Annotated in this window: 17 protein-coding genes and 1 pseudogene; 11 read left to right on the top strand and 7 right to left on the bottom strand. The window is 44.1% G+C overall.

Translation table 11 applies throughout. From position 1 onward, the window contains the following. Window positions 1–5 precede the first annotated feature (5 nt). Complete coding sequence (locus tag ABSH60_RS16895; protein ID WP_390975796.1) at window positions 6–1,106, bottom strand: efflux RND transporter periplasmic adaptor subunit; 1,101 nt, start codon at window positions 1,104–1,106, stop codon at window positions 6–8. 627 nt (window positions 1,107–1,733) lie between these two features. Here ABSH60_RS16895 and ABSH60_RS16890 point away from each other — a divergent pair. Next, complete coding sequence (locus ABSH60_RS16890) at window positions 1,734–2,279, top strand: cytochrome b (RefSeq protein WP_136377554.1); 546 nt, start codon at window positions 1,734–1,736, stop codon at window positions 2,277–2,279. 49 nt (window positions 2,280–2,328) lie between these two features. Beyond that, a complete protein-coding gene (locus ABSH60_RS16885; protein ID WP_122096104.1) occupies window positions 2,329–2,904 on the top strand; it encodes a YceI family protein in 576 nt (191 codons plus the stop codon). A 69-nt stretch (window positions 2,905–2,973) separates the two neighbouring features. Here the strand turns inward: ABSH60_RS16885 and ABSH60_RS16880 are convergent, their stop codons facing one another. Further along, window positions 2,974–4,029: a rhodanese-related sulfurtransferase gene (locus ABSH60_RS16880; protein WP_056778700.1), complete on the bottom strand. Its 1,056-nt coding sequence runs from the start codon at window positions 4,027–4,029 to the stop codon at window positions 2,974–2,976. A 218-nt stretch (window positions 4,030–4,247) separates the two neighbouring features. On the opposite strand from ABSH60_RS16880, the gene ABSH60_RS16875 reads away from it, so the two are divergent. The 4 genes from ABSH60_RS16875 to mdtG all read left to right on the top strand — a co-directional run bounded on the left by ABSH60_RS16875 (window position 4,248) and on the right by mdtG (window position 8,765). Further along, window positions 4,248–5,345, top strand: a complete 1,098-nt coding sequence (locus tag ABSH60_RS16875; protein ID WP_183846401.1) for an NADH:flavin oxidoreductase/NADH oxidase — start codon at window positions 4,248–4,250, stop codon at window positions 5,343–5,345. Between the two features lie 345 nt (window positions 5,346–5,690). Then, window positions 5,691–6,626: an LpxL/LpxP family Kdo(2)-lipid IV(A) lauroyl/palmitoleoyl acyltransferase gene (locus ABSH60_RS16870; RefSeq protein ID WP_390974912.1), complete on the top strand. Its 936-nt coding sequence runs from the start codon at window positions 5,691–5,693 to the stop codon at window positions 6,624–6,626. A gap of 199 nt (window positions 6,627–6,825) precedes the next feature. Then, window positions 6,826–7,260: a DoxX family protein gene (locus tag ABSH60_RS16865; protein WP_056778690.1), complete on the top strand. Its 435-nt coding sequence runs from the start codon at window positions 6,826–6,828 to the stop codon at window positions 7,258–7,260. Between the two features lie 266 nt (window positions 7,261–7,526). Beyond that, window positions 7,527–8,765 (top strand): multidrug efflux MFS transporter MdtG, encoded by a 1,239-nt coding sequence (gene mdtG, locus ABSH60_RS16860; protein ID WP_390974909.1) that lies wholly within the window; start codon window positions 7,527–7,529, stop codon window positions 8,763–8,765. A 25-nt stretch (window positions 8,766–8,790) separates the two neighbouring features. Here mdtG and ABSH60_RS16855 read toward each other — a convergent pair whose 3' ends face one another. Next, entirely contained in the window at window positions 8,791–9,132 is a 342-nt protein-coding gene (locus tag ABSH60_RS16855; protein WP_390974907.1) for a hypothetical protein, read from the bottom strand. A gap of 640 nt (window positions 9,133–9,772) precedes the next feature. Here ABSH60_RS16855 and ABSH60_RS16850 point away from each other — a divergent pair. Continuing rightward, a complete protein-coding gene (locus tag ABSH60_RS16850) occupies window positions 9,773–10,462 on the top strand; it encodes a hypothetical protein (RefSeq protein ID WP_390974906.1) in 690 nt (229 codons plus the stop codon). A 451-nt stretch (window positions 10,463–10,913) separates the two neighbouring features. On the opposite strand, the gene ABSH60_RS16845 is transcribed toward ABSH60_RS16850, so the two are convergent. Both ABSH60_RS16845 and ABSH60_RS16840 read right to left on the bottom strand, forming a co-directional pair. Beyond that, entirely contained in the window at window positions 10,914–11,225 is a 312-nt protein-coding gene (locus tag ABSH60_RS16845) for a hypothetical protein (RefSeq protein WP_390974904.1), read from the bottom strand. A gap of 1 nt (window position 11,226) precedes the next feature. Next, a complete protein-coding gene (locus tag ABSH60_RS16840) occupies window positions 11,227–11,664 on the bottom strand; it encodes a hypothetical protein (protein WP_390974902.1) in 438 nt (145 codons plus the stop codon). Between the two features lie 52 nt (window positions 11,665–11,716). On the opposite strand from ABSH60_RS16840, the pseudogene ABSH60_RS16835 reads away from it, so the two are divergent. From ABSH60_RS16835 to ABSH60_RS16820, 4 genes and pseudogenes are all read left to right on the top strand, one after another. Then, window positions 11,717–12,829: pseudogene (locus tag ABSH60_RS16835) on the top strand (IS3 family transposase). A gap of 566 nt (window positions 12,830–13,395) precedes the next feature. After that, window positions 13,396–14,529, top strand: a complete 1,134-nt coding sequence (locus tag ABSH60_RS16830; RefSeq protein ID WP_390974900.1) for a DUF3800 domain-containing protein — start codon at window positions 13,396–13,398, stop codon at window positions 14,527–14,529. A gap of 222 nt (window positions 14,530–14,751) precedes the next feature. Beyond that, window positions 14,752–15,378 carry a hypothetical protein gene (locus ABSH60_RS16825; RefSeq protein WP_390974898.1) on the top strand — a complete coding sequence of 209 codons (627 nt, stop codon included), beginning with the start codon at window positions 14,752–14,754 and terminating at the stop codon, window positions 15,376–15,378. Window positions 15,379–15,582: 204 nt separating this feature from the next. Continuing rightward, a complete protein-coding gene (locus ABSH60_RS16820; RefSeq protein WP_390974896.1) occupies window positions 15,583–16,296 on the top strand; it encodes a hypothetical protein in 714 nt (237 codons plus the stop codon). Window positions 16,297–16,361: 65 nt separating this feature from the next. Here ABSH60_RS16820 and ABSH60_RS16815 read toward each other — a convergent pair whose 3' ends face one another. Together ABSH60_RS16815 and ABSH60_RS16810 are read right to left on the bottom strand one after the other, a co-directional pair. Then, entirely contained in the window at window positions 16,362–16,598 is a 237-nt protein-coding gene (locus ABSH60_RS16815) for a hypothetical protein (RefSeq protein WP_390974894.1), read from the bottom strand. Between the two features lie 173 nt (window positions 16,599–16,771). Then, the gene (locus ABSH60_RS16810; protein ID WP_390974892.1) at window positions 16,772–17,128 is read right to left on the bottom strand and encodes a hypothetical protein; all 357 of its coding nucleotides are present in this window, start codon (window positions 17,126–17,128) and stop codon (window positions 16,772–16,774) included. Between the last annotated feature and the right edge of the window lie 1,041 nt (window positions 17,129–18,169).

Below are 18,169 nucleotides of genomic sequence, written 5' to 3'. Positions count from 1 at the left end.
GTTCCTTAACGTTGAGTCGTCTGAGCGGTTGAAACACCCTGAGCATCCCGCGTTGAGACTTTCATCCCCGGCTGGATCCATTGCAGACCTTCGGTTACCACCTTGTCTCCGCCCTGCAAACCTTCCAGCACGAAATAGCCCTGAGGATTTTGAGCCCCCAGACGTAACGGTCGCGCTTCAATTTGCTGTTGCGCATTGACCAGCAGGACAAAATGACCGGCCTGATTTTGCTGCAATGCATTGGCTGGCACGACGGGCAGACGGGCATCAGATTGCGGTTCCGCCAGCACGTTTACCGTACCGCCCGGCAGCAAACGATGCTGCGGATTCGCCACCACCAGCCTGACGGCGACGGTGCCCGTTTGCGCATCAATGCGGTTGCCCAGGGATTCAAAGGTCGGTGCGGCCATGTACGGAGAACCATCCGACAGACGCAGCGACAGTGCCATATTCTCCCCGGACATCGCCTGTTCAAGCGAACCGGTGTTCTGGCTGGCGCTGAGAAAATCTCGTTCATTTACGGAAATCACCACCCGCACCGGATCAAGCTGAACGATTTCAGTCAGTGTCCCGCTGGCCGGGTTCACCAGGCTGCCGGTATGAAAATGGCTGACGCCGATACGCCCGGAAATGGGCGCAGTAATGCGCGTATAACTCAGCTGTAATTCCTGCGTTTTTAGCGCGGCTTGTGCTTGTGCAACCGCTGCCCGCGCGGTATCACGTGCCGCCACTGCAGCATCCACATCAGACTGGCTGACAGTGCGGGCATCTCCCAGACGCTGAATACGGTTAAGGTGAGTTTGCGCGTGGCGCGCGGTGGCATTGGCGCTGTCGAGCTGCGCTTTGGCCTGGGCGACGGCAGATTTATGCAATGCGGGCTCAATCTCATACAACAGATCACCCGCGTTAACGAATTGCCCTTCCTCAAAGACACGGCGGGCAATAAAACCTTCAGTACGGCTGGCAACGTTGACTGATTGCACCGCTTCCAGGCGACCAAGATAGGTGCGGTTCACGCCCTCGGTCTGAGTGGCGATGGTCACGGTGCCGACAACCGGGAGTGGTTGCGCGCTCACTGCGCCGCAATGGAGCAGGAAAAAAGCCATGACCGCCGCGATAGCAGTAATATGTGTACCTGTGGTCAGGCGGCGAATTGCAGGAAATACCATAGCGTCACTCTCCATGTGATGTCTCAGGCCTGCGCTGTCAAAAATGTACCAACAAGCATCAGCAGACATCAGATATAAGGAATATAAGAAAATTCCTAAGCAAAATTTTCCGTAAGTATAATTTCGGAAATATTTCGCAACCTGATCTCGATCACTTACGTCGTCACCCTTATATTTCTTTACGTTCTATTTAAGAAATATTTAAACTTTAGGACTATATACAGGGAATTATATGAGGATATTTCACCCCCGTATTTTTAGCCTCAACGGGATACATCAGAAATTATTAATCACGGGAGAAATTACGTTTTTTACTCAAATTTTTAGAAGTGGAATAATCTTTACCTTGCATGACAAAACCTGACAATCGCCCGCCAGTCCGGGCCTCCTTCAATTTTACGGCGTACCTCGCTAACAAAACCGAAACCATTGAACAAGCAGTGGTCATTAGCATCAAAAATAATGAACAAATGAAATTAATCGACATTTTTGATAATTAAATATTGCCAAGATGTTTCAATATGTTTAGCTTTCGAAAATATCATATTGAACGAGAAGCTTTATATGCAGTGGAGAAATACGCCTGTCCGCTTTGGCCATATTTCCGTGTTGATTCATTGGGGCGTTGCTCTTGCCGTTTACGGATTATTTGCCCTGGGTTTATGGATGGTGGGACTGGGTTATTACGATACCTGGTATCACCGCGCGCCCGAAATACATAAAAGCATTGGCGTATTACTTTTCGTCGCCATGGTATTCCGGCTGGCGTGGCGGTTTATTTCCCCTCCGCCAAAAGCCCTGAGCACCTACAGCGCTAAAACCCGCCTCGGCGCCTGGCTGGCACATGTGCTTCTGTTTGCCGGTCTGTTTGCCATCCTGATCAGCGGTTACCTGATTTCCACGGCAGAAGGTCAGGCAGTCAGCGTGTTCGGCTGGTTTGAAATCCCCGCGACGCTTTTCGGGCTGAACCAGCAGGCAGATCTCGCCGGGACGATCCATTTATGGCTGGCGTGGGGAATTGTGATTGTTTCTGCATTCCATGCGCTCGCGGCACTTAAGCACCATTTCATTGACCGGGACAGCACCCTGACACGCATGCTCGGACGCTGACCCGTTTCACTTTCTGCTCTTCACATATGGACAATGGAGAATCACCATGTTGAAAAAGACGACCCTGGGACTGACGCTGGCATCGCTGTTACTGGCAGCCGGTTCAGCAACGGCCGCGAATTACAAAATCGACAAAGAAGGCCAGCACGCCTTTATTGAATTCCGTATCAAACACTTAGGCTACAGCTGGTTGTACGGCAGCTTTAATGATTTCGACGGCGGTTTTACTTTTGATGAAAAAGATCCGTCAGCCGATAAAGTTGACGTCACCATCAACACCACCAGCGTTTTCACCAATCACGCTGAACGCGATAAACACCTGCGCAGCGCAGAGTTCCTGAACGTCGGCAAACATCCGCAGGCAACGTTCAAATCAACGTCAGTGAAGAAAGAAGGTGAAAACCTGGCCGTAACCGGTGATTTCACGCTGAACGGCGTGACGAAACCGCTGACGTTGCAGGCTAAATTACTGGGTCAGGGCAAAGATCCGTGGGGCGGTTACCGCGCAGGCTTTGAGGCGGCTGGCACTATCGCCCTGAAAGACTACGGTATCACCACCGATCTGGGCCCGGCCTCTCAGAATGTTGAGCTGATCATCTCTGTTGAAGGCGTCCAGGAGAAATAATTCCTGCCTCATAAAAAAGGCCCTGCATGGCATTGCCAGTCAGGGCCTTTTTACGTTCGGGAAAACGTATCAGTCGTTTTCAGGCGCAGGAATGTGCATGGTGGTTTGCAACAACCCTTTGGACTTATTGAAAATCTTGATCCCGTTCTCACGTCCTGCACGCAGGGAACGCTGTTCTTCCACCGGCAGTTTCAGTTCTGTCATGCAGATTTCACTGCAACAACCGTCAAACTTCGCCGCACAGGTCGGGCACTGTATAAACAGCAAATGGCAGCCGTCATTTTTGCAATTGGTGTGGTTATCGCAGGCCGTGCCGCACTGGTGACAGTGTGCGATCACGTCGTCTGAAATACGTTCACCCATGCGTTCATCAAAGACGAAATTTTTGCCTTTGAATTTCACCGGTAAGCCCTGCTCTTTCGCCCGGCGTGCATATTCAATAATGCCGCCTTCTACGTGATACACATTTTTAAAACCCTTGTGCAGCATGTAGGCGCTGGCCTTTTCACAGCGAATACCGCCGGTGCAGTACATGACGATCTTCTTGTCTTTGTCTTCTTTCAGCATATCGACGGCCATCGGCAGTTGATCGCGGAAAGTATCCGAAGGGACTTCAATCGCCTTGTCGAAATGCCCCACTTCGTATTCGTAATGGTTACGCATATCCACAAACAAGGTGTCCGGATCGTCGATCATCGCATTGACCTGTTCGGCTTTCAGGTATTCACCGATCTTTGACGGGTCAAAACTTTCGTCGTCGATACCGTCCGCCACAATGCGGTCACGCACTTTCAGGCGCAAAACCCAGAAGGATTTGCCGTCATCTTCCAGCGCGATGTTCAGACGGATCTGATCCAGCGCCGGATGGCTGGTAAACAACTCGGTTTTGAAGGCCTCAAACTGACTTTGCGGGACGCTTATCTGAGCGTTAATCCCTTCTTTTGCCACGTAAATACGGCCAAATACATTCAGGCGCGTCAGGCTGATATAGAGGGCGTCGCGGAAGGCTTTCGGATCGTCGAGCTGGAAATACTTATAAAAAGAAACAGTGGTGCGCGGCTCAGTTTCAGCCAACATACGCGCCCTCAGTTCCTCATTAGAAATACGGTTATGTAACACTGGCATGGTGTACGTTCCTGTCTTTCGGGGAATTTAAAGATTGGTCACTTTTAAGCGGCAAGATTATACATTAAAGCAACATTGAGGACATCTCCCGTTGCAAATTCCTCAACAGAAAAACACCCGCTGCACCTTGCCGCCGAGATAATTACGATAACCTATGCTTAGGTGTTATCCATTTTCGGGATTTAACGACGATTCAACTTTTCGCAGGAGCAGGAAACATGAGCAAGCTTTTTGAACCGATTACGCTGGGCAAGCTGACACTCCCAAACCGCATTGTGATCGCGCCAATGTGCCAGTATTCCTCGGATAACGGCAAAGCCACATCCTGGCATCATGCCCATCTCGGTCAGTTATCTTTTTCCGGGGCAGGTTTACTGATCCTCGAAGCGACCGCCGTTGAAGCCGTCGGGCGCATTTCTGCCGAGGATTTGGGGCTATGGGATGACGAAACCGAGGCTGCACTGAAGGGCCTTATCACGGGTTTGCGCGAAAACAGCGATATGCCCCTTGGCCTGCAGCTCGGCCATGCAGGGCGTAAAGCATCCTGTGCCGCACCCTGGAAAGGAGGCGCACAAATTCCTCAGTCCGCCGGAGGCTGGCAAACCGTTGCCCCTTCTGCCGCAGCCTTTGCTGAAGGCACTGAAGCCCCGGAGGCGATGTCGCTGGAACGCATTGCACAACTGAAACAGGCGTATGTTGACAGCGTCCGCCGCGCCGATCGTCTGGGGTTTGATTTACTCGAACTGCACGGAGCGCACGGCTACCTGCTGCATCAGTTCCTGTCACCGCTGTCGAACCAGCGCACCGACCAGTACGGCGGCTCACTGGAAAACCGTATGCGGCTGCTGCTTGAGATCTTCCAGGACATCCGCGAGGCATTTCCGGCCGACAAACCGGTGGGCGTGAGAATTTCCGCAACTGACTGGGTGGAAGGCGGCTGGGATCTGGAGCAGTCTATTGCGCTGGCAAAAGCGCTGGATGCGCTGGGTTGCAGTTATATACACGTCTCCAGCGGTGGCCTGAGCACTCAGCAGAAAATTGCCGTTGGCCCGAACTACCAGGTGCCTTTCGCGGACGGCATTAAACGTTACGTCAAAATGCCGGTGATTGCCGTTGGCCTGATCACCGAGCCGGAGCAGGCAGAAGCAATTATCGGTACCGGTCAGGCCGATATGATCGCGCTAGCACGCGGTATTTTGTATAACCCGCGCTGGCCGTGGCATGCTGCTGCCAAACTGGGCGCGAAGGTAGCCGCACCGAAACAGTACTGGCGCAGCGAGCCGCACAGCGTGAAAGGTTTATTCCAGCCGGATTAATCCTCCTTTGTAAATTTCCCCGCGGGCAGCCTAATTGGCTGCCCGTTTATTTGACAAAAGCCGGTTCTCTGCTGATATTCAGTCGGAAAGAAGCGCGTTTACTTAACGGCGGCTTATAAATAGAGCAGATTGTTTTCCATTCAGGCAGTGAATACCAAAAAATGAGGTATTAGTGCCGACGCCTTTCACCTCGCACCAAAAAGTGCCACAATATGTCACTTTGCTACAAATAATTAACGCATAACACGCACTCCATACGGGGAGTGAACGTACTTATGTAGCGGGCTGCTGCACCAGACAGAGCTTATATATTTTCTACTTCGATTATTATGACGCAGAGATTTTATGACTCAGGTTCCAACTTTTACTCTTTCATTACTGCATCCGCGTTACTGGATGACCTGGTTAGGTCTGGGATTACTTTACGCGCTGGTGTTACTGCCTTATCCGGTTATTTATCGTATTGGTACAGGCTTAGGCCGCTTTTCAATGCGCTTTCTGAAACGCCGCTACAAAATCGCGTCGCGTAACATCGAACTTTGTTTCCCTGATATGCACCCTGACCAGCGGGAAGATATGGTGGTGAAAAACTTCGAATCCGTCGGCATGGGGTTGTTTGAAACGGGCATGGCGTGGTTCTGGCCTGACAAGCGTATCGAACGCTGGTTCAGCGTCAGCGGTCTTGAACACATTCAACGTGCACGCGACAACCAGCAAGGCGTGTTGTTAATCGGTGTCCACTTCCTCACCCTCGAGCTTGGTGCGCGTATCTTTGGTATCCATAATCCGGGTGTCGGCGTCTACCGTCCGCATGACAATAAGCTGATGGATTGGATCCAGACCAAAGGCCGTATGCGTTCTAATAAAGGCATGCTGGACCGCAAAGACCTTAAAGGCATGATCCGCAGCCTCAAGCAGGGCGACATCATCTGGTACGCACCGGATCACGACTACGGCCCGCGTGCCAGCGTATTTGTGCCGTTCTTTGCGGTGGATAAAGCCGCGACCACCACGGGGACTTACCTGCTGGCGCGAATGGGCAAACCGGCGATCATTCCTTTCACCCCGCGTCGTCTTGAAGGCGGGAAAGGCTATGAGATGATCATTCATCCTCAGGTCGCCGATTTCCCACTGGATGATGAAGTCGTTGCCGCTGCGTACATGAATAAAGTGGTCGAAAATGAAATTCGTCAGGCACCGGAGCAATATATGTGGCTGCATCGCCGTTTTAAAACGCGTCCGCAGGGCGAACCTTCACTCTATAAAAAGTTGAGTGACTGATGAGAGGGCCGGTTCAGGTTCACTGCACCGGTTCTTATTTTTGATTTGCTTAAACAGTTTTTTTGACAGACTTCTTCAAAGTTATCAGATTTTATCTCATGGCGTTTAGGCCAATACTCTCAGCATAATTTCCCCACGTGATTACCCCGGAACGTTAGGGGCCGCGTGATCAACGAGTCTCTCCCGAAAGGAAACTGTTATGCTGGCTAAACTGAACACTGCTTTTACCCGCGCCACCGATCATCCTGATTTTGGTAAGCTTCTGTTACGTCTCACTTTCGGTATTCTGATCCTGTTTCACGGCGTGGCTAAAATCGAGAACGGCGTCGGCTGGATCGCCAACATGTTAGTCGCCGCTGGCCTGCCTGGCTTTATCGCTTACGGCGCGTACATCGGTGAAGTGATTGCTCCGGTACTGATCATTCTGGGCATCTTCACCCGCCCTGCCGCACTGGTGATGGCATTCAATATTCTTGTTGCCGTTTTCCTGGTTGTCGCCGGTAAATTCTTTACGGTCACCGACGTCGGCGCATGGGGTCTGGAAGGCGAAGCGCTCTATTTCTTCGGCGGTCTGGTGATCATGTTCCTTGGCAGTGGCCGTTATTCCGTGATGAAAAACCCGGCCCTGCGTTAATTACGTTTTATTTTGGTTTTTTGTGTCTGTCGCGGCCAGCCTCATCACTGGCCGTTTTTTTTTGCTTTTTGCCAAATTATTGATCTCCTTCAGTCCGCCAAATTTTTTAAACCTGTATTTTACTCCGCTTGTTACAGTTCATTAACATCATTGAAGTGGATGATAATTAGGCGCATAATTATCCATCTGACTGATTGTTACTTGTGCTCTGCCTTGTTTCTTTCTGCCATTACAGAGCGAACCTGACCTCTTTTTTCCGGTAATTTATGACCTCGGCTCCTGAACCTGAACTCGCCCCAGAACCCATTAACTGGAAACGTAATCTGTTTGTTGCCTGGATTGGCTGCTTTCTTACCGGTGCCGCATTCAGCCTGATCATGCCCTTTCTGCCGTTATACGTAGAAACGTTGGGCGTGACGGGCCATGAATCCCTGAACATGTGGTCCGGTCTGGTATTCAGTATCACCTTTCTGTTTTCCGCTATTGCCTCGCCATTCTGGGGCGGCCTCGCCGACCGTAAGGGCCGTAAGATCATGCTGCTGCGTTCCGCGCTCGGTATGTCGATCGTCATGGTGCTGATGGGATTCGCACAAAATATCTGGCAGTTTCTGGTGCTCCGCGCCCTGCTCGGTTTACTCGGCGGCTTTGTTCCCAACGCCAATGCACTGATTGCTACCCAGATCCCGCGCAATAAAAGCGGCTGGGCGCTGGGTACACTTTCCACCGGCGGCGTCAGCGGCGCGCTGCTCGGGCCACTGGTAGGCGGGTTGCTCGCTGACAGCTACGGACTGCGTCCGGTTTTCTTCATCACCGCTGCGGTACTTTTCCTGTGCTTCGTGATGACGCTGTATTGCATTCGTGAGCAGTTCGTTCCCGTCAATAAAAAGGACATGCTCAATCGCAAGCAGGTATTCGCTTCCCTTAAAAATCCAAAACTGGTGCTGTGCCTGTTTGTCACGACGATGATTATTCAGGTAGCGACAGGCTCTATCGCGCCCATCCTCACGCTGTACGTGCGTGAACTGGCGGGGGATACGCAGAATCTTGCCTTTATCAGCGGGATGATAGCCTCCGTACCGGGTGTGGCCGCGCTGATGAGTGCACCGAGGCTGGGCAAACTGGGAGACAGGATCGGGCCGGAGCGTATTCTGGTGGCGATGATGGGGATTTCAGTGTTGCTGCTGATCCCGATGGCTTTCGTGCAAACGCCGCTGCAACTGGGGATTTTACGTTTCCTGCTCGGCGCGACGGATGGCGCATTGCTGCCCGCCGTTCAGACGCTGCTGATTTATAACTGCACCAATCAGGTGGCCGGTCGGGTATTCAGTTACAACCAGTCGTTCCGTGACGTCGGTAATGTCACCGGCCCGCTGCTCGGTGCAGCGGTGTCAGCAAGTTATGGCTTCAGGACAGTATTTTGTGTCACGGCGCTGGTGGTGCTGTTCAATGCATTTTACTCATACTGGTGTCTGCAACGGCGGCCACGTCAGGCGATGACCGATTAAACGCGGCCGCCCTGCCTGACGCGATTTAAGGTGCTTTGTCAGGTTGCGGCGGCACCGGCATATCGTCGGGCACTTCAACAACCACCAGACGCACTTCGTAATGCTTGCCGGCCGTCGTCGCAGGCAGCACAGACGTCAGTTTTTGAATGGTGGCTGTCGGGTTATCACTGGCCACGCTGGCACAAAACAATTGCCCCGGATGGCAGAACCCCATCATCATCGGTGGCGGCGGCAGCGGCAAACCTTCTCCGTGGAACATGTTCACAGGTGGTTGCGGATGCGTATTTTCACTGGCCTGACTGGAAACGCTGAATAGCACGGCAAGCGCACACAGCGGCAGGAGTAAAGCGCGGGAAAGAGTCTTCATAAAAGTCACCTTAATCTTGAAAGTTCAGGGTCACTGTAGCCCTCAATTTCACGCCCCGCCTTGCGTTTGCTAAACCTTTACCCCTCCCCTTCACAGCCTTTGCAAATCAGGGAAAGTGCTGACAGTTGTGTCTGTGCGATTCCTTTTTCCCGCCAGCTTTCCAAAAAAACATCAATGGTCAGACTGTTTTTCTCTGAAAACTTGCATCCTGTCATTTATCGACAACACTCATTGAATCAGCATTTTTACTGACGAGTGGTTGTTACCTGTTCATTCATAACACTATTTACACCACACGCTTTTTAGCTACACCCCATTTCAACTCAGGAGACAACAATGAGCATGTACGTAACGCTTGAAGAAGCACAAGAATACTTTACATAGAATATAAACAGTTTGTTTAGTACTCAACCGTAACCACTTCGCACACGACACTCGTTCCGTGCCATTGATCTTTGAAAATCGAAGTATCAATCCCGCATCCTGCTTCAAACGTACATACAAACATTCGTTAGTCTATATTATTAATATGCTTATAATAGGCAGTGGAAGTATTTAATAGTAGATCTAATTTAAGTTGTTACTGGTTTACTTTCATAGTAAAATATTTGCCATGTAGAAATATAGGGCATCAATAGTAATGAAATTTAAAAACCCATTAATTAGGTTTCGCATTTCTCACATATTTTGTATCTCTATGGGTATTGTTATTACCGAGGGATTTAACTGGTTATTCTTTAAAGATCCCAAAAAAATAACCCCTGCGGGATTCTCAGCTTTAATAGCATTGTCTGCTTTTATATTAGCAATACACTCAGCCTATAGAGTTAATAAGTGGCTTGATAGTAAAGTCAACGAAAAGGGATTCAAAAAATGTGAGCATATAATTGACACTATAGCAATTATAAAAGAAAAAATCGTAACAATCTATCCATACATACATATTGCAAAAAATCATAATCTCAAAGGTTTTGACACAAACCAAGACTATTTAAAACAGTCAAAAATAGATAATAAAGTCATTAGTGAAACCATTGATCTAATTCAAGAGGATATTTATACTACACTGTCACTACAGAACCAGCTTGAGGTATGGGGTTTTAAATACAATGAAGGATTTTATGCTTTTCCTCTAACAGAGTTTATGATCGATATTGGTCATAATGTGGATATTTTTTATGAGTTTATAGAAAATAGCATCCCCGTAAAACATAATGAATTTATAGAGACATTCAATCTGTTTGAAGAAAACTATCATTCCGCACTGAAATTTTGCACAAAAATAATGACAACTGAATTTGATCAAATTTTCACCAATTCAAGAAAATGATAAACTTTATCTACCTAAAGTAACAATTTTATGGAACATATTTTTCCATGGCATTCAATCTATGCAAATTTATTAAAAATCTTCTTAATTTTTTTCCTACAGGGTAATAATATTACATACTATATGGGGGGTTCTATATTTGCATAAAAAGAGGTAAGTTACCGCTCATGGATGCTAAGTCGGTTTTCTATTAAAATAAAAAGTACTTTCCAAACTTCATCAAGTGCTATCGATGGCATTACTACACCACATAGTGCTAACAGTGGTATCACTACATAGTTGTAGAACACAATGAATGTGAGCACATAGCCCAATGCCTGCCGCCATGTAAACCCTTTGCGTGTTTCTTCAAGCGTAATGTTGTTCTGTTCTTGCTATCCTTCACGACCACTACTTTGCTTCTTAGTGAAGAATGAAAAACCCGTTTTCACTAACTCTATAATTGTACTGATTAGCATTCTATAATCCCCACGCAATAAACCCAAAAGTTCTTGCCTTTAACAAATAGTTTCTTTTCCTCGATAAGATATACATCAGTAATATCTTCACGTAATTTCCATTTCAGTACTGTACCCGTAACAAATGCCTGCTGCTTTTCATAGCAAACATTCATAAAACTATTAGACAACATATTGTTCTTGCGAAGTTCTTTAGTAAACTTTTTACCAAGAAATATATTTTCGATTGGATTACTATTGGCGAATGGTGTAACACCACTTAAAGTAATATAAGCAGTACTTTCACCGTAATGATTTTCAAACATGTTAACCTCTTTTTATTTTGAATGTTCCTTTGATATCTTTGAATATTAGGATTGCTCCATCTTGTGCGTGTTGATAGAAATCGTAGATCATTTTTCTTTTTTTCTTTTCACGCACGCCGATAATCCTTTTATCTTTCTTCTTCTGATTGGTATCAATCAAGCGTTTCTTACCGCCCTGCTCTACGATCTTATAACGGCCTTTTTTAAGATTCGCATAAAATCCAGAAATGTTGCCCTGCTTCGTTAATCTAGCGTTACTTGTAGGAATGAATTTAGAAATGCTATCAGGCTTCACAAGAACATCATATAAGTACTGAGCCTGTTGATCTTTAATTAGAATAGTAGTCTTTACACCTGATGCCGTTTTCTTACAGGTAAACAGTACTGCCTTTGTAGTGAACGGTACTGCCCCTGTAAGTATCCCGCTTAACCGAACCATTCACTTTTAGAGATCTTCCGACATACTGATTATGTCACCTGTGGAGATCGCTATGCGTAAGATCCGATTCACCGAGCACCAGATCATCGCCGTTCTGAAGTCTGTCGAAGCCGGGCGCACCGTCAAAGATGTGTGCCGCGAAGCCGCTATTTCCGAAGCCAGCTTCTACAACTGGAAGGCGAAATATGGCGGGATGGAAGCCGCTGATATCAAAAAAATCAAAGATCTTGAGGACGAGAATCGTCGTCTGAAGCAGATGTTTGCCGATCTGAGTCTGGAATGCCGGGCGCTGAAGGACGTTATTGAAAAAAAGCTCTAAAACCAGCGATAAAGTGGGAGCTTGTCAGCTATCTGAGTGCACAATTTTCCATGAGCATCCGCCAGGCATCTAGGACAGTATCGCTGAGCAGGACGGTGTATTTTTATCAGCCCGATACCCGGCGTGATGAACCGGTGATCCTGGCGCTGACTGAACTGGCAGAACGCTATCCGCGATACGGATTTAAGAAGCTTTTTCAGGTACTTCGCAGGCAGGGTAACGCCTGGAATCATAAGCGTGTTCACCGGATTTACTGCCTGCTGAAACTCAATTTTCGCCGCAAGGGGAAACAACGTCTTCCGGTGCGCAATCCGGCTCCGCTGGCAACGCCGGAAGCACTCAACCAGAGCTGGTCGATTGATTTTATGCACGACGCGCTGACATGTGGCCGACGTTTTCGGACTTTCAACGTCGTGGATGATTTTAACCGTGAGGCTCTGGCCATAGAAATTGAGCTGAATATCCCGGCGCAGCGGGTTGTGCGGGTGCTGGACAGGATAGTGGCAAACCGTGGATATCCGCTGAAGATGCGGATGGATAACGGCCCGGAGCTGATATCACTGGCTCTGGCACAATGGGCTGAGGACCATGGCGTGATGCTGGAATTTATCAAGCCAGGCAAACCGACACAGAATGCCTTTATCGAACGCTTTAACCGGACGTACCGGACAGAAATACTGGATTATTACCTGTTCAGAACAGCTGAACGAAGCACGGGAAATCACAGAGCGCTGGCTGAATGAATACAACAGTGAGCGGCCCCATGAATCCCTGAATAACCTGACACCGGAAGAATACCGGCTGATGGCTGAGAAACCGGAAATCTCAAAAAGTGTGTGGAACTAAAGCTGAGATACTTACAGGATGTTAGTTTAGCCAATCGTTCTTTTTCAATTTGTTCTTTTGTATTGGTGTGTCTCAGGGGAGACATTACATTATCAAGAATCCATTGATTGATTTCGGCACTTGTCTTTGAGCAATCGAGGCCACGCTCAACCCACTCACGGCTGATGATTGAAACGTCATAACCATATCGACGTGAAAGTTCGGAGTAGCTTACGGTGAGATTAGATTTATTTGTTCGAGTGGTTTTCATTGGAATCCTTTCCAGTACTTATTATTATGTTTTGTAGGTACTTAATTCTTCATATATAAAATAATTAAAGTGTCGTTAAAATACTCATTTTAGATCTGGCTGCGGAAGTACCTTACTGCGGCCTGAATCCATTACTACGGCATTATTTATATATTGATAGAAGTGTTCCACTTTTGACTCAATGGCTTACAGTGCGTCTGGCGTTAGTTTAGATATGACAGGCTAATCAAATAATTATGCGAACTTACTTTTGAGCATTCAGTAGTCTTAAAAAATAATGTATCATTACGTTTCAAAAATCACACTGAGACTAATTATGAGCCAACGAATATATTTTGACGAATCAGGATTTACTGGCAACAACTTACTTGACCAAAACCAACCTTTTTTCTCTTATGCTTCTGTAGCAACCGATGAGAAAGAAAGTAAAGAATTCATTGATTACTTGATTGAAAAATATGGTATAAACTCTGGCGAACTAAAAGGTAGCACGCTAATTAATAGCAAGAAGTACCAACACGCTGTTGACGAAATATTGACGCATTTTAAAGGCAAGATGAGAGTGACAATCAGCGAAAAAAAATACGCTCTTTCTGGTAAGTTTTTTGAATACATCTTCGAGCCTATATTAGCTGATAAGAGTTCTCTGTTTTATTTAAACAACTTCCATAGATTCATATCAAATTATTTATATATTGAATTATGTGCTAAAACAGAAGTTGCTGAGCAGATTCATATCCAATTTGAATCAGTTATGCGAGGTAAATCAGAAATAATTCAATTTATGAATGAGTCAAATACATCTGATCATTCGCCAGTAATACGAGATATTCTGGACTTTGCCATATGTAATAAAGAAATTATACAACAAGAATTAGATTCTCTAGAAGGTACTGGAGTTGATAAGTGGATTTTAGACCTGACAACTACATCTCTTTATAATTTATTAGCGGATTGGGGTACGCGTTATCCTGTGCTAACGGCCATATGCGATAGTTCAAAGCCACTTACGTCTAATTTAGACGCATTTGATAGCATGATCGGTATCACTGAACAAAAATATCAAGAACTCCGTGGAATTAAGTTCCCAATAAATTTCAACTTGAATGAAAAAATAATTCAATCAGATTCAAAAAGTACTTACGGCATTCAAATTGCGGATGTAGTTGCAGCGACTTCTGTTTATGTTTTAAATAATAAGAAAAATAATGAAAAATTTCATTCCAAATGGTTAGAGCATTTTGAATCATCGATATTTTACTGGCAAACCTGCGTTGTGCCGTCCCTTGAACACATTGACGCAACCAGTTTAGAATCTGTTCGAAACAGGTATTTACTTAATGAAATAACAAATAGAAGTAAGAAAGGAGAATCAGTATTACATAATATTGAACATGAGTTTATGAGAATAACTAAAACTTTATTATTATATGGTGGATTCACCAAGTAATTAAAAAGCATAATGACTAGCCACCTCTGTATAACACTAGTATTTATTGCTCAGAGGTGACTATTTTTTTAAATATCATAGTTTTTAATTAAAAACATCTTCTTGAGGAAGATATTTTATACCACATACTAAAACGAATATTACTTATCTAAGGATAGAATAGCATTCCTATTTTTTTAGTGTATCATCGAGAAGTATAAAATAAAATCTAGCGGGATTAATATGCGATATATTAAATTATGCCTAATCGCTCTGACTGCTCTCTTCGTTGTTATAGTACTTCCAACCTTTAACAGAGATCATGTGATGGATTTTGGGACTACATCAGACATTATAATAGCCATCTCTAACATTGTAATGGCAGGTGCTGCCTTAGCTGCGTACTTATTAGCTAAAGATTATTTCTCTGATATGGTAAAAAAAGATGGCTATGAAATAACTAAAGTAATTAATCTTGAGTTAATGCCTAAATTAGAGAGAACTCTAAATTTATCTGTAATCAATATATTGAATATTGAAGTGCCACTTTATTTAAATGGTGACGTTGGCGTATGGGATGAAGAGGTCAGTACTTTAAATATATCTCTAAAGAGAGACCTTGATAGTCTTATAGAGAAATACAAAGAAAACCTTAAAGTTACAACAGAGTTACGTGAACTTAAGAAAAGCTTAGAAACATATGGTTGGAGAATGATAAAAAGCAAAGAAATTGAGATTGACAAACTGTTAGATATGAATACTGAACTATTCATTCACATTCGAACAATAACAATCTATCTCAGAAATTTTATCACGTACCCCTCCCGACTTCATTCCAGTCAACACAGACAAATTACTAGCAGATTTTGATACCAATTCCATTAAGTCTCCACCAGCAGCTCAGAATATCACATTACTTTGTGAGGGCTTAATCAAAGCACAACAGAATTTATACAGAGCCAATGAAAGTACTATCTACGACCAGACTACATCTCAATACAGAATATACTTTAGTGGTGGTAAACATCTTAAGAACTACTTTGAGTATAAACCTAATTAACCCTAGGAATTAATATGTGCGATTCTGAAAATAGCTTTAAGCCAATACCCATAGAACCTAGCCATCAAAAGTATTTAAACTATCTACTGAAAAGCGAAATTAATAACTCAGAGAACATCACTCATCTTGATAAACAACAGTATGAAAAAGTAGTAAAAGCATTAGATAAGGCTCATGATATTCGTAAGTTCGAAATTGATTTTTACTGGAAGAGAGCTACTTATTTTTGGGCATTCATAACAATTGTAGCAACGGCATATAGTGCTTATTTCTATTCTTCAAAATCCGAAGAGCATATTTTACCATTATTATTCCTATCCTTACTTGGATTTATCTTATCTGTCTGTTTCTATGCTAGCACTATTAGTAGTAAGTCATGGCAAAACAATTGGGAGAAGAGTGTCGATGTCCTAGAGTATTACGTAACTGGTAATTTATACAAAGTTAACATCGACAATGGAGATTTATTCAAGTATTCAGTTTCAAAAATTAATAACTTCATAAGTTCTATTATTTGTTTATCTTGGTGTTTTGCTTTCATTTACCCTACAATCAAAGACTCACTACTCATTAATAATTTCATCACCCACAATCTCAATTGTACTCTCTTAATTATTTGTTCCTTACTATTAATATGGGGGGTTGTTGTCTTTATGATAAGGAAAGGTACGAAGGACGAAGAGAGGGAAAATAAAATAAAACCTAGGAATCTTAATATAGAAAATTAGAAATACACCCAAAAAACCCTACATTTAAATAGTTTAAAAAAAGGGGCGTAATGCCCCTTTTAATTTTAAATACGACCAGCCTTAATATCATCTTTAATGATACTAGCAAGTTCTAGATAAGCTTCAAACTCAGAACTACTAACTATCGTTTCGGCTGTCTCACTATCAACAGAGTATATTTGTGATACTTGTTTTGTAAGGTTAGTAACTACAAATTTATACTCCCCATTGTTGTAAATGACATTAATTATATAGACACATCCATTTACCTTATACTCACCAAACTTTGTACTTACATTCATTATATATCTCCTATAAAATTATTTTTTAAATTTGATCATTTTTCGTACGGAAATTTAATTTTCACTGTACTGAAAATTTCTTGGTTTCAATCTATGTGTAATACTCATCGTCGTTTCATTGTATACTCCTTTAAATTTATGTGTGGAATTTTATTGTAATCATTACTGTGTTATTAAGTACGTGCTTTTAGTTGAATAACGGCATCACACGGGCAGCATGGACAAATAAGATGGGCGGAATCGTTATAACCGAATGTTTTCTCATTAACCGCTATTGTGAGATGATCACAACCATTGCCCATTATACCAATAGCTATACATATTGTTGTCGTAGTTCCTGTTGGGGGAACTACATTACAAGTACTAAGGAAAGAATTAAAATAAGGTTTGAAATTGGTTTTTTCGGTAACTACAAATACAGGTGACAGATTCATATCCTGTATTAATTTATTTTCAATTTCTTTAGTAGTTTCGTTCACACAGAACACGTGTTTGAAGAGACGAGCAAAATGAAGAGCTGTAATTTTCATATAAATTTCCTATTTCGAATTATTCATTAGTTTAAGTTTTTATTCGATTCGCGTTTCGATGAAACCAATAATATCAGTTGGCCTTGCTATAGCAATTTTTTTTAATTATTTGCGATTGCTTTATTTTGTGTGTGTGCTATATTTGAATGGTTTTGAAGAAATTAAATTCCGGTCAAGTTTCGAAAAAGAATTATAAAGCCCCTTGGGGTACCATACACCATCTTGAATTTGATAAAACCGCTTAAAAATCAACGTCATTACACTACTTCTCCATTCGTTACTCCGCTAATAGTTAATTCAAATATCTATTTTTAGCACAAATTGTTCACTCTTTATTTCTATTAGTTATTCATATCAAAAATTTTATTCTGAAAAAGTCTTATGTCGCGTCGTGATAAAGCTATTTCTTAGCTTAATGCGTTGCCTATCTCGCCATGTGTAGTATTTTTCAACTCATTACTGCCTAGCTCTGTTCATCATTAAAGCGTTGTATATCACTCAGTCGATCAGAACGTATCCAGCAACCGCCAGTACTAGGACGGTCTTCGTATAAAAATTCATTACGACAGTCTGTTTCGAACTGTGGCCGGTAGTATTCACGTCCCCACGCATCAGTATGATGTTTAATCACTACAATTCGGTGTCACTCAAGGGTAGCCCTGTATGCGTGATCCATGAATGCGTGATGTGTGTTTGTACAGCCAGCTAATGCCAGGACTGCCGTAAGTGCTATGAGGTGTAATTTCATTGTCTTTCTCCTTTTTGTGTTGATGAATTATTTATCTATATTTTCTATTGATCAACTGATATCGATCGTTTTTATCTATTGATTATGGGCGTCCGTACGTGCCTGTACGGACTTCTATTAATAGCTAGGTGTTTGTATGGATTGAGTACTGTAAGAGGCTTGTAGTGCGTTCTAAGGGGTATTCAGTAATGTAGAAAGCACTGTCATAAGGGGGTTTATATAATAGGGTCAACAACCTTAAAGTTATTGGTCGTGTTTAATTAGGTAGTAGGCAATGGCTTTAACAGCCCGAT

The organism is Rahnella sp. R3(2024), from assembly GCF_042920125.1.
GTDB classification, from domain to species: Bacteria; Pseudomonadota; Gammaproteobacteria; order Enterobacterales; family Enterobacteriaceae; genus Rahnella; species Rahnella rivi.
This window is presented reverse-complemented; position numbering and strand designations above follow the sequence as displayed.

Coding starts and splice junctions, on each gene's coding strand:
- ABSH60_RS16895 (WP_390975796.1), bottom strand. CDS start 1,106: ATGGCTTTTTTCCTGCTCCATTGCGGCGCAGTGAGCGCGCAACCACTC.
- ABSH60_RS16890 (WP_136377554.1), top strand. CDS start 1,734: ATGCAGTGGAGAAATACGCCTGTCCGCTTTGGCCATATTTCCGTGTTG.
- ABSH60_RS16880 (WP_056778700.1), bottom strand. CDS start 4,029: ATGCCAGTGTTACATAACCGTATTTCTAATGAGGAACTGAGGGCGCGT.
- ABSH60_RS16875 (WP_183846401.1), top strand. CDS start 4,248: ATGAGCAAGCTTTTTGAACCGATTACGCTGGGCAAGCTGACACTCCCA.
- ABSH60_RS16870 (WP_390974912.1), top strand. CDS start 5,691: ATGACTCAGGTTCCAACTTTTACTCTTTCATTACTGCATCCGCGTTAC.
- ABSH60_RS16865 (WP_056778690.1), top strand. CDS start 6,826: ATGCTGGCTAAACTGAACACTGCTTTTACCCGCGCCACCGATCATCCT.
- mdtG (WP_390974909.1), top strand. CDS start 7,527: ATGACCTCGGCTCCTGAACCTGAACTCGCCCCAGAACCCATTAACTGG.
- ABSH60_RS16855 (WP_390974907.1), bottom strand. CDS start 9,132: ATGAAGACTCTTTCCCGCGCTTTACTCCTGCCGCTGTGTGCGCTTGCC.
- ABSH60_RS16850 (WP_390974906.1), top strand. CDS start 9,773: ATGAAATTTAAAAACCCATTAATTAGGTTTCGCATTTCTCACATATTT.
- ABSH60_RS16845 (WP_390974904.1), bottom strand. CDS start 11,225: ATGTTTGAAAATCATTACGGTGAAAGTACTGCTTATATTACTTTAAGT.
- ABSH60_RS16840 (WP_390974902.1), bottom strand. CDS start 11,664: ATGGTTCGGTTAAGCGGGATACTTACAGGGGCAGTACCGTTCACTACA.
- ABSH60_RS16830 (WP_390974900.1), top strand. CDS start 13,396: ATGAGCCAACGAATATATTTTGACGAATCAGGATTTACTGGCAACAAC.
- ABSH60_RS16825 (WP_390974898.1), top strand. CDS start 14,752: ATGCGATATATTAAATTATGCCTAATCGCTCTGACTGCTCTCTTCGTT.
- ABSH60_RS16820 (WP_390974896.1), top strand. CDS start 15,583: ATGTGCGATTCTGAAAATAGCTTTAAGCCAATACCCATAGAACCTAGC.
- ABSH60_RS16815 (WP_390974894.1), bottom strand. CDS start 16,598: ATGAATGTAAGTACAAAGTTTGGTGAGTATAAGGTAAATGGATGTGTC.
- ABSH60_RS16810 (WP_390974892.1), bottom strand. CDS start 17,128: ATGAAAATTACAGCTCTTCATTTTGCTCGTCTCTTCAAACACGTGTTC.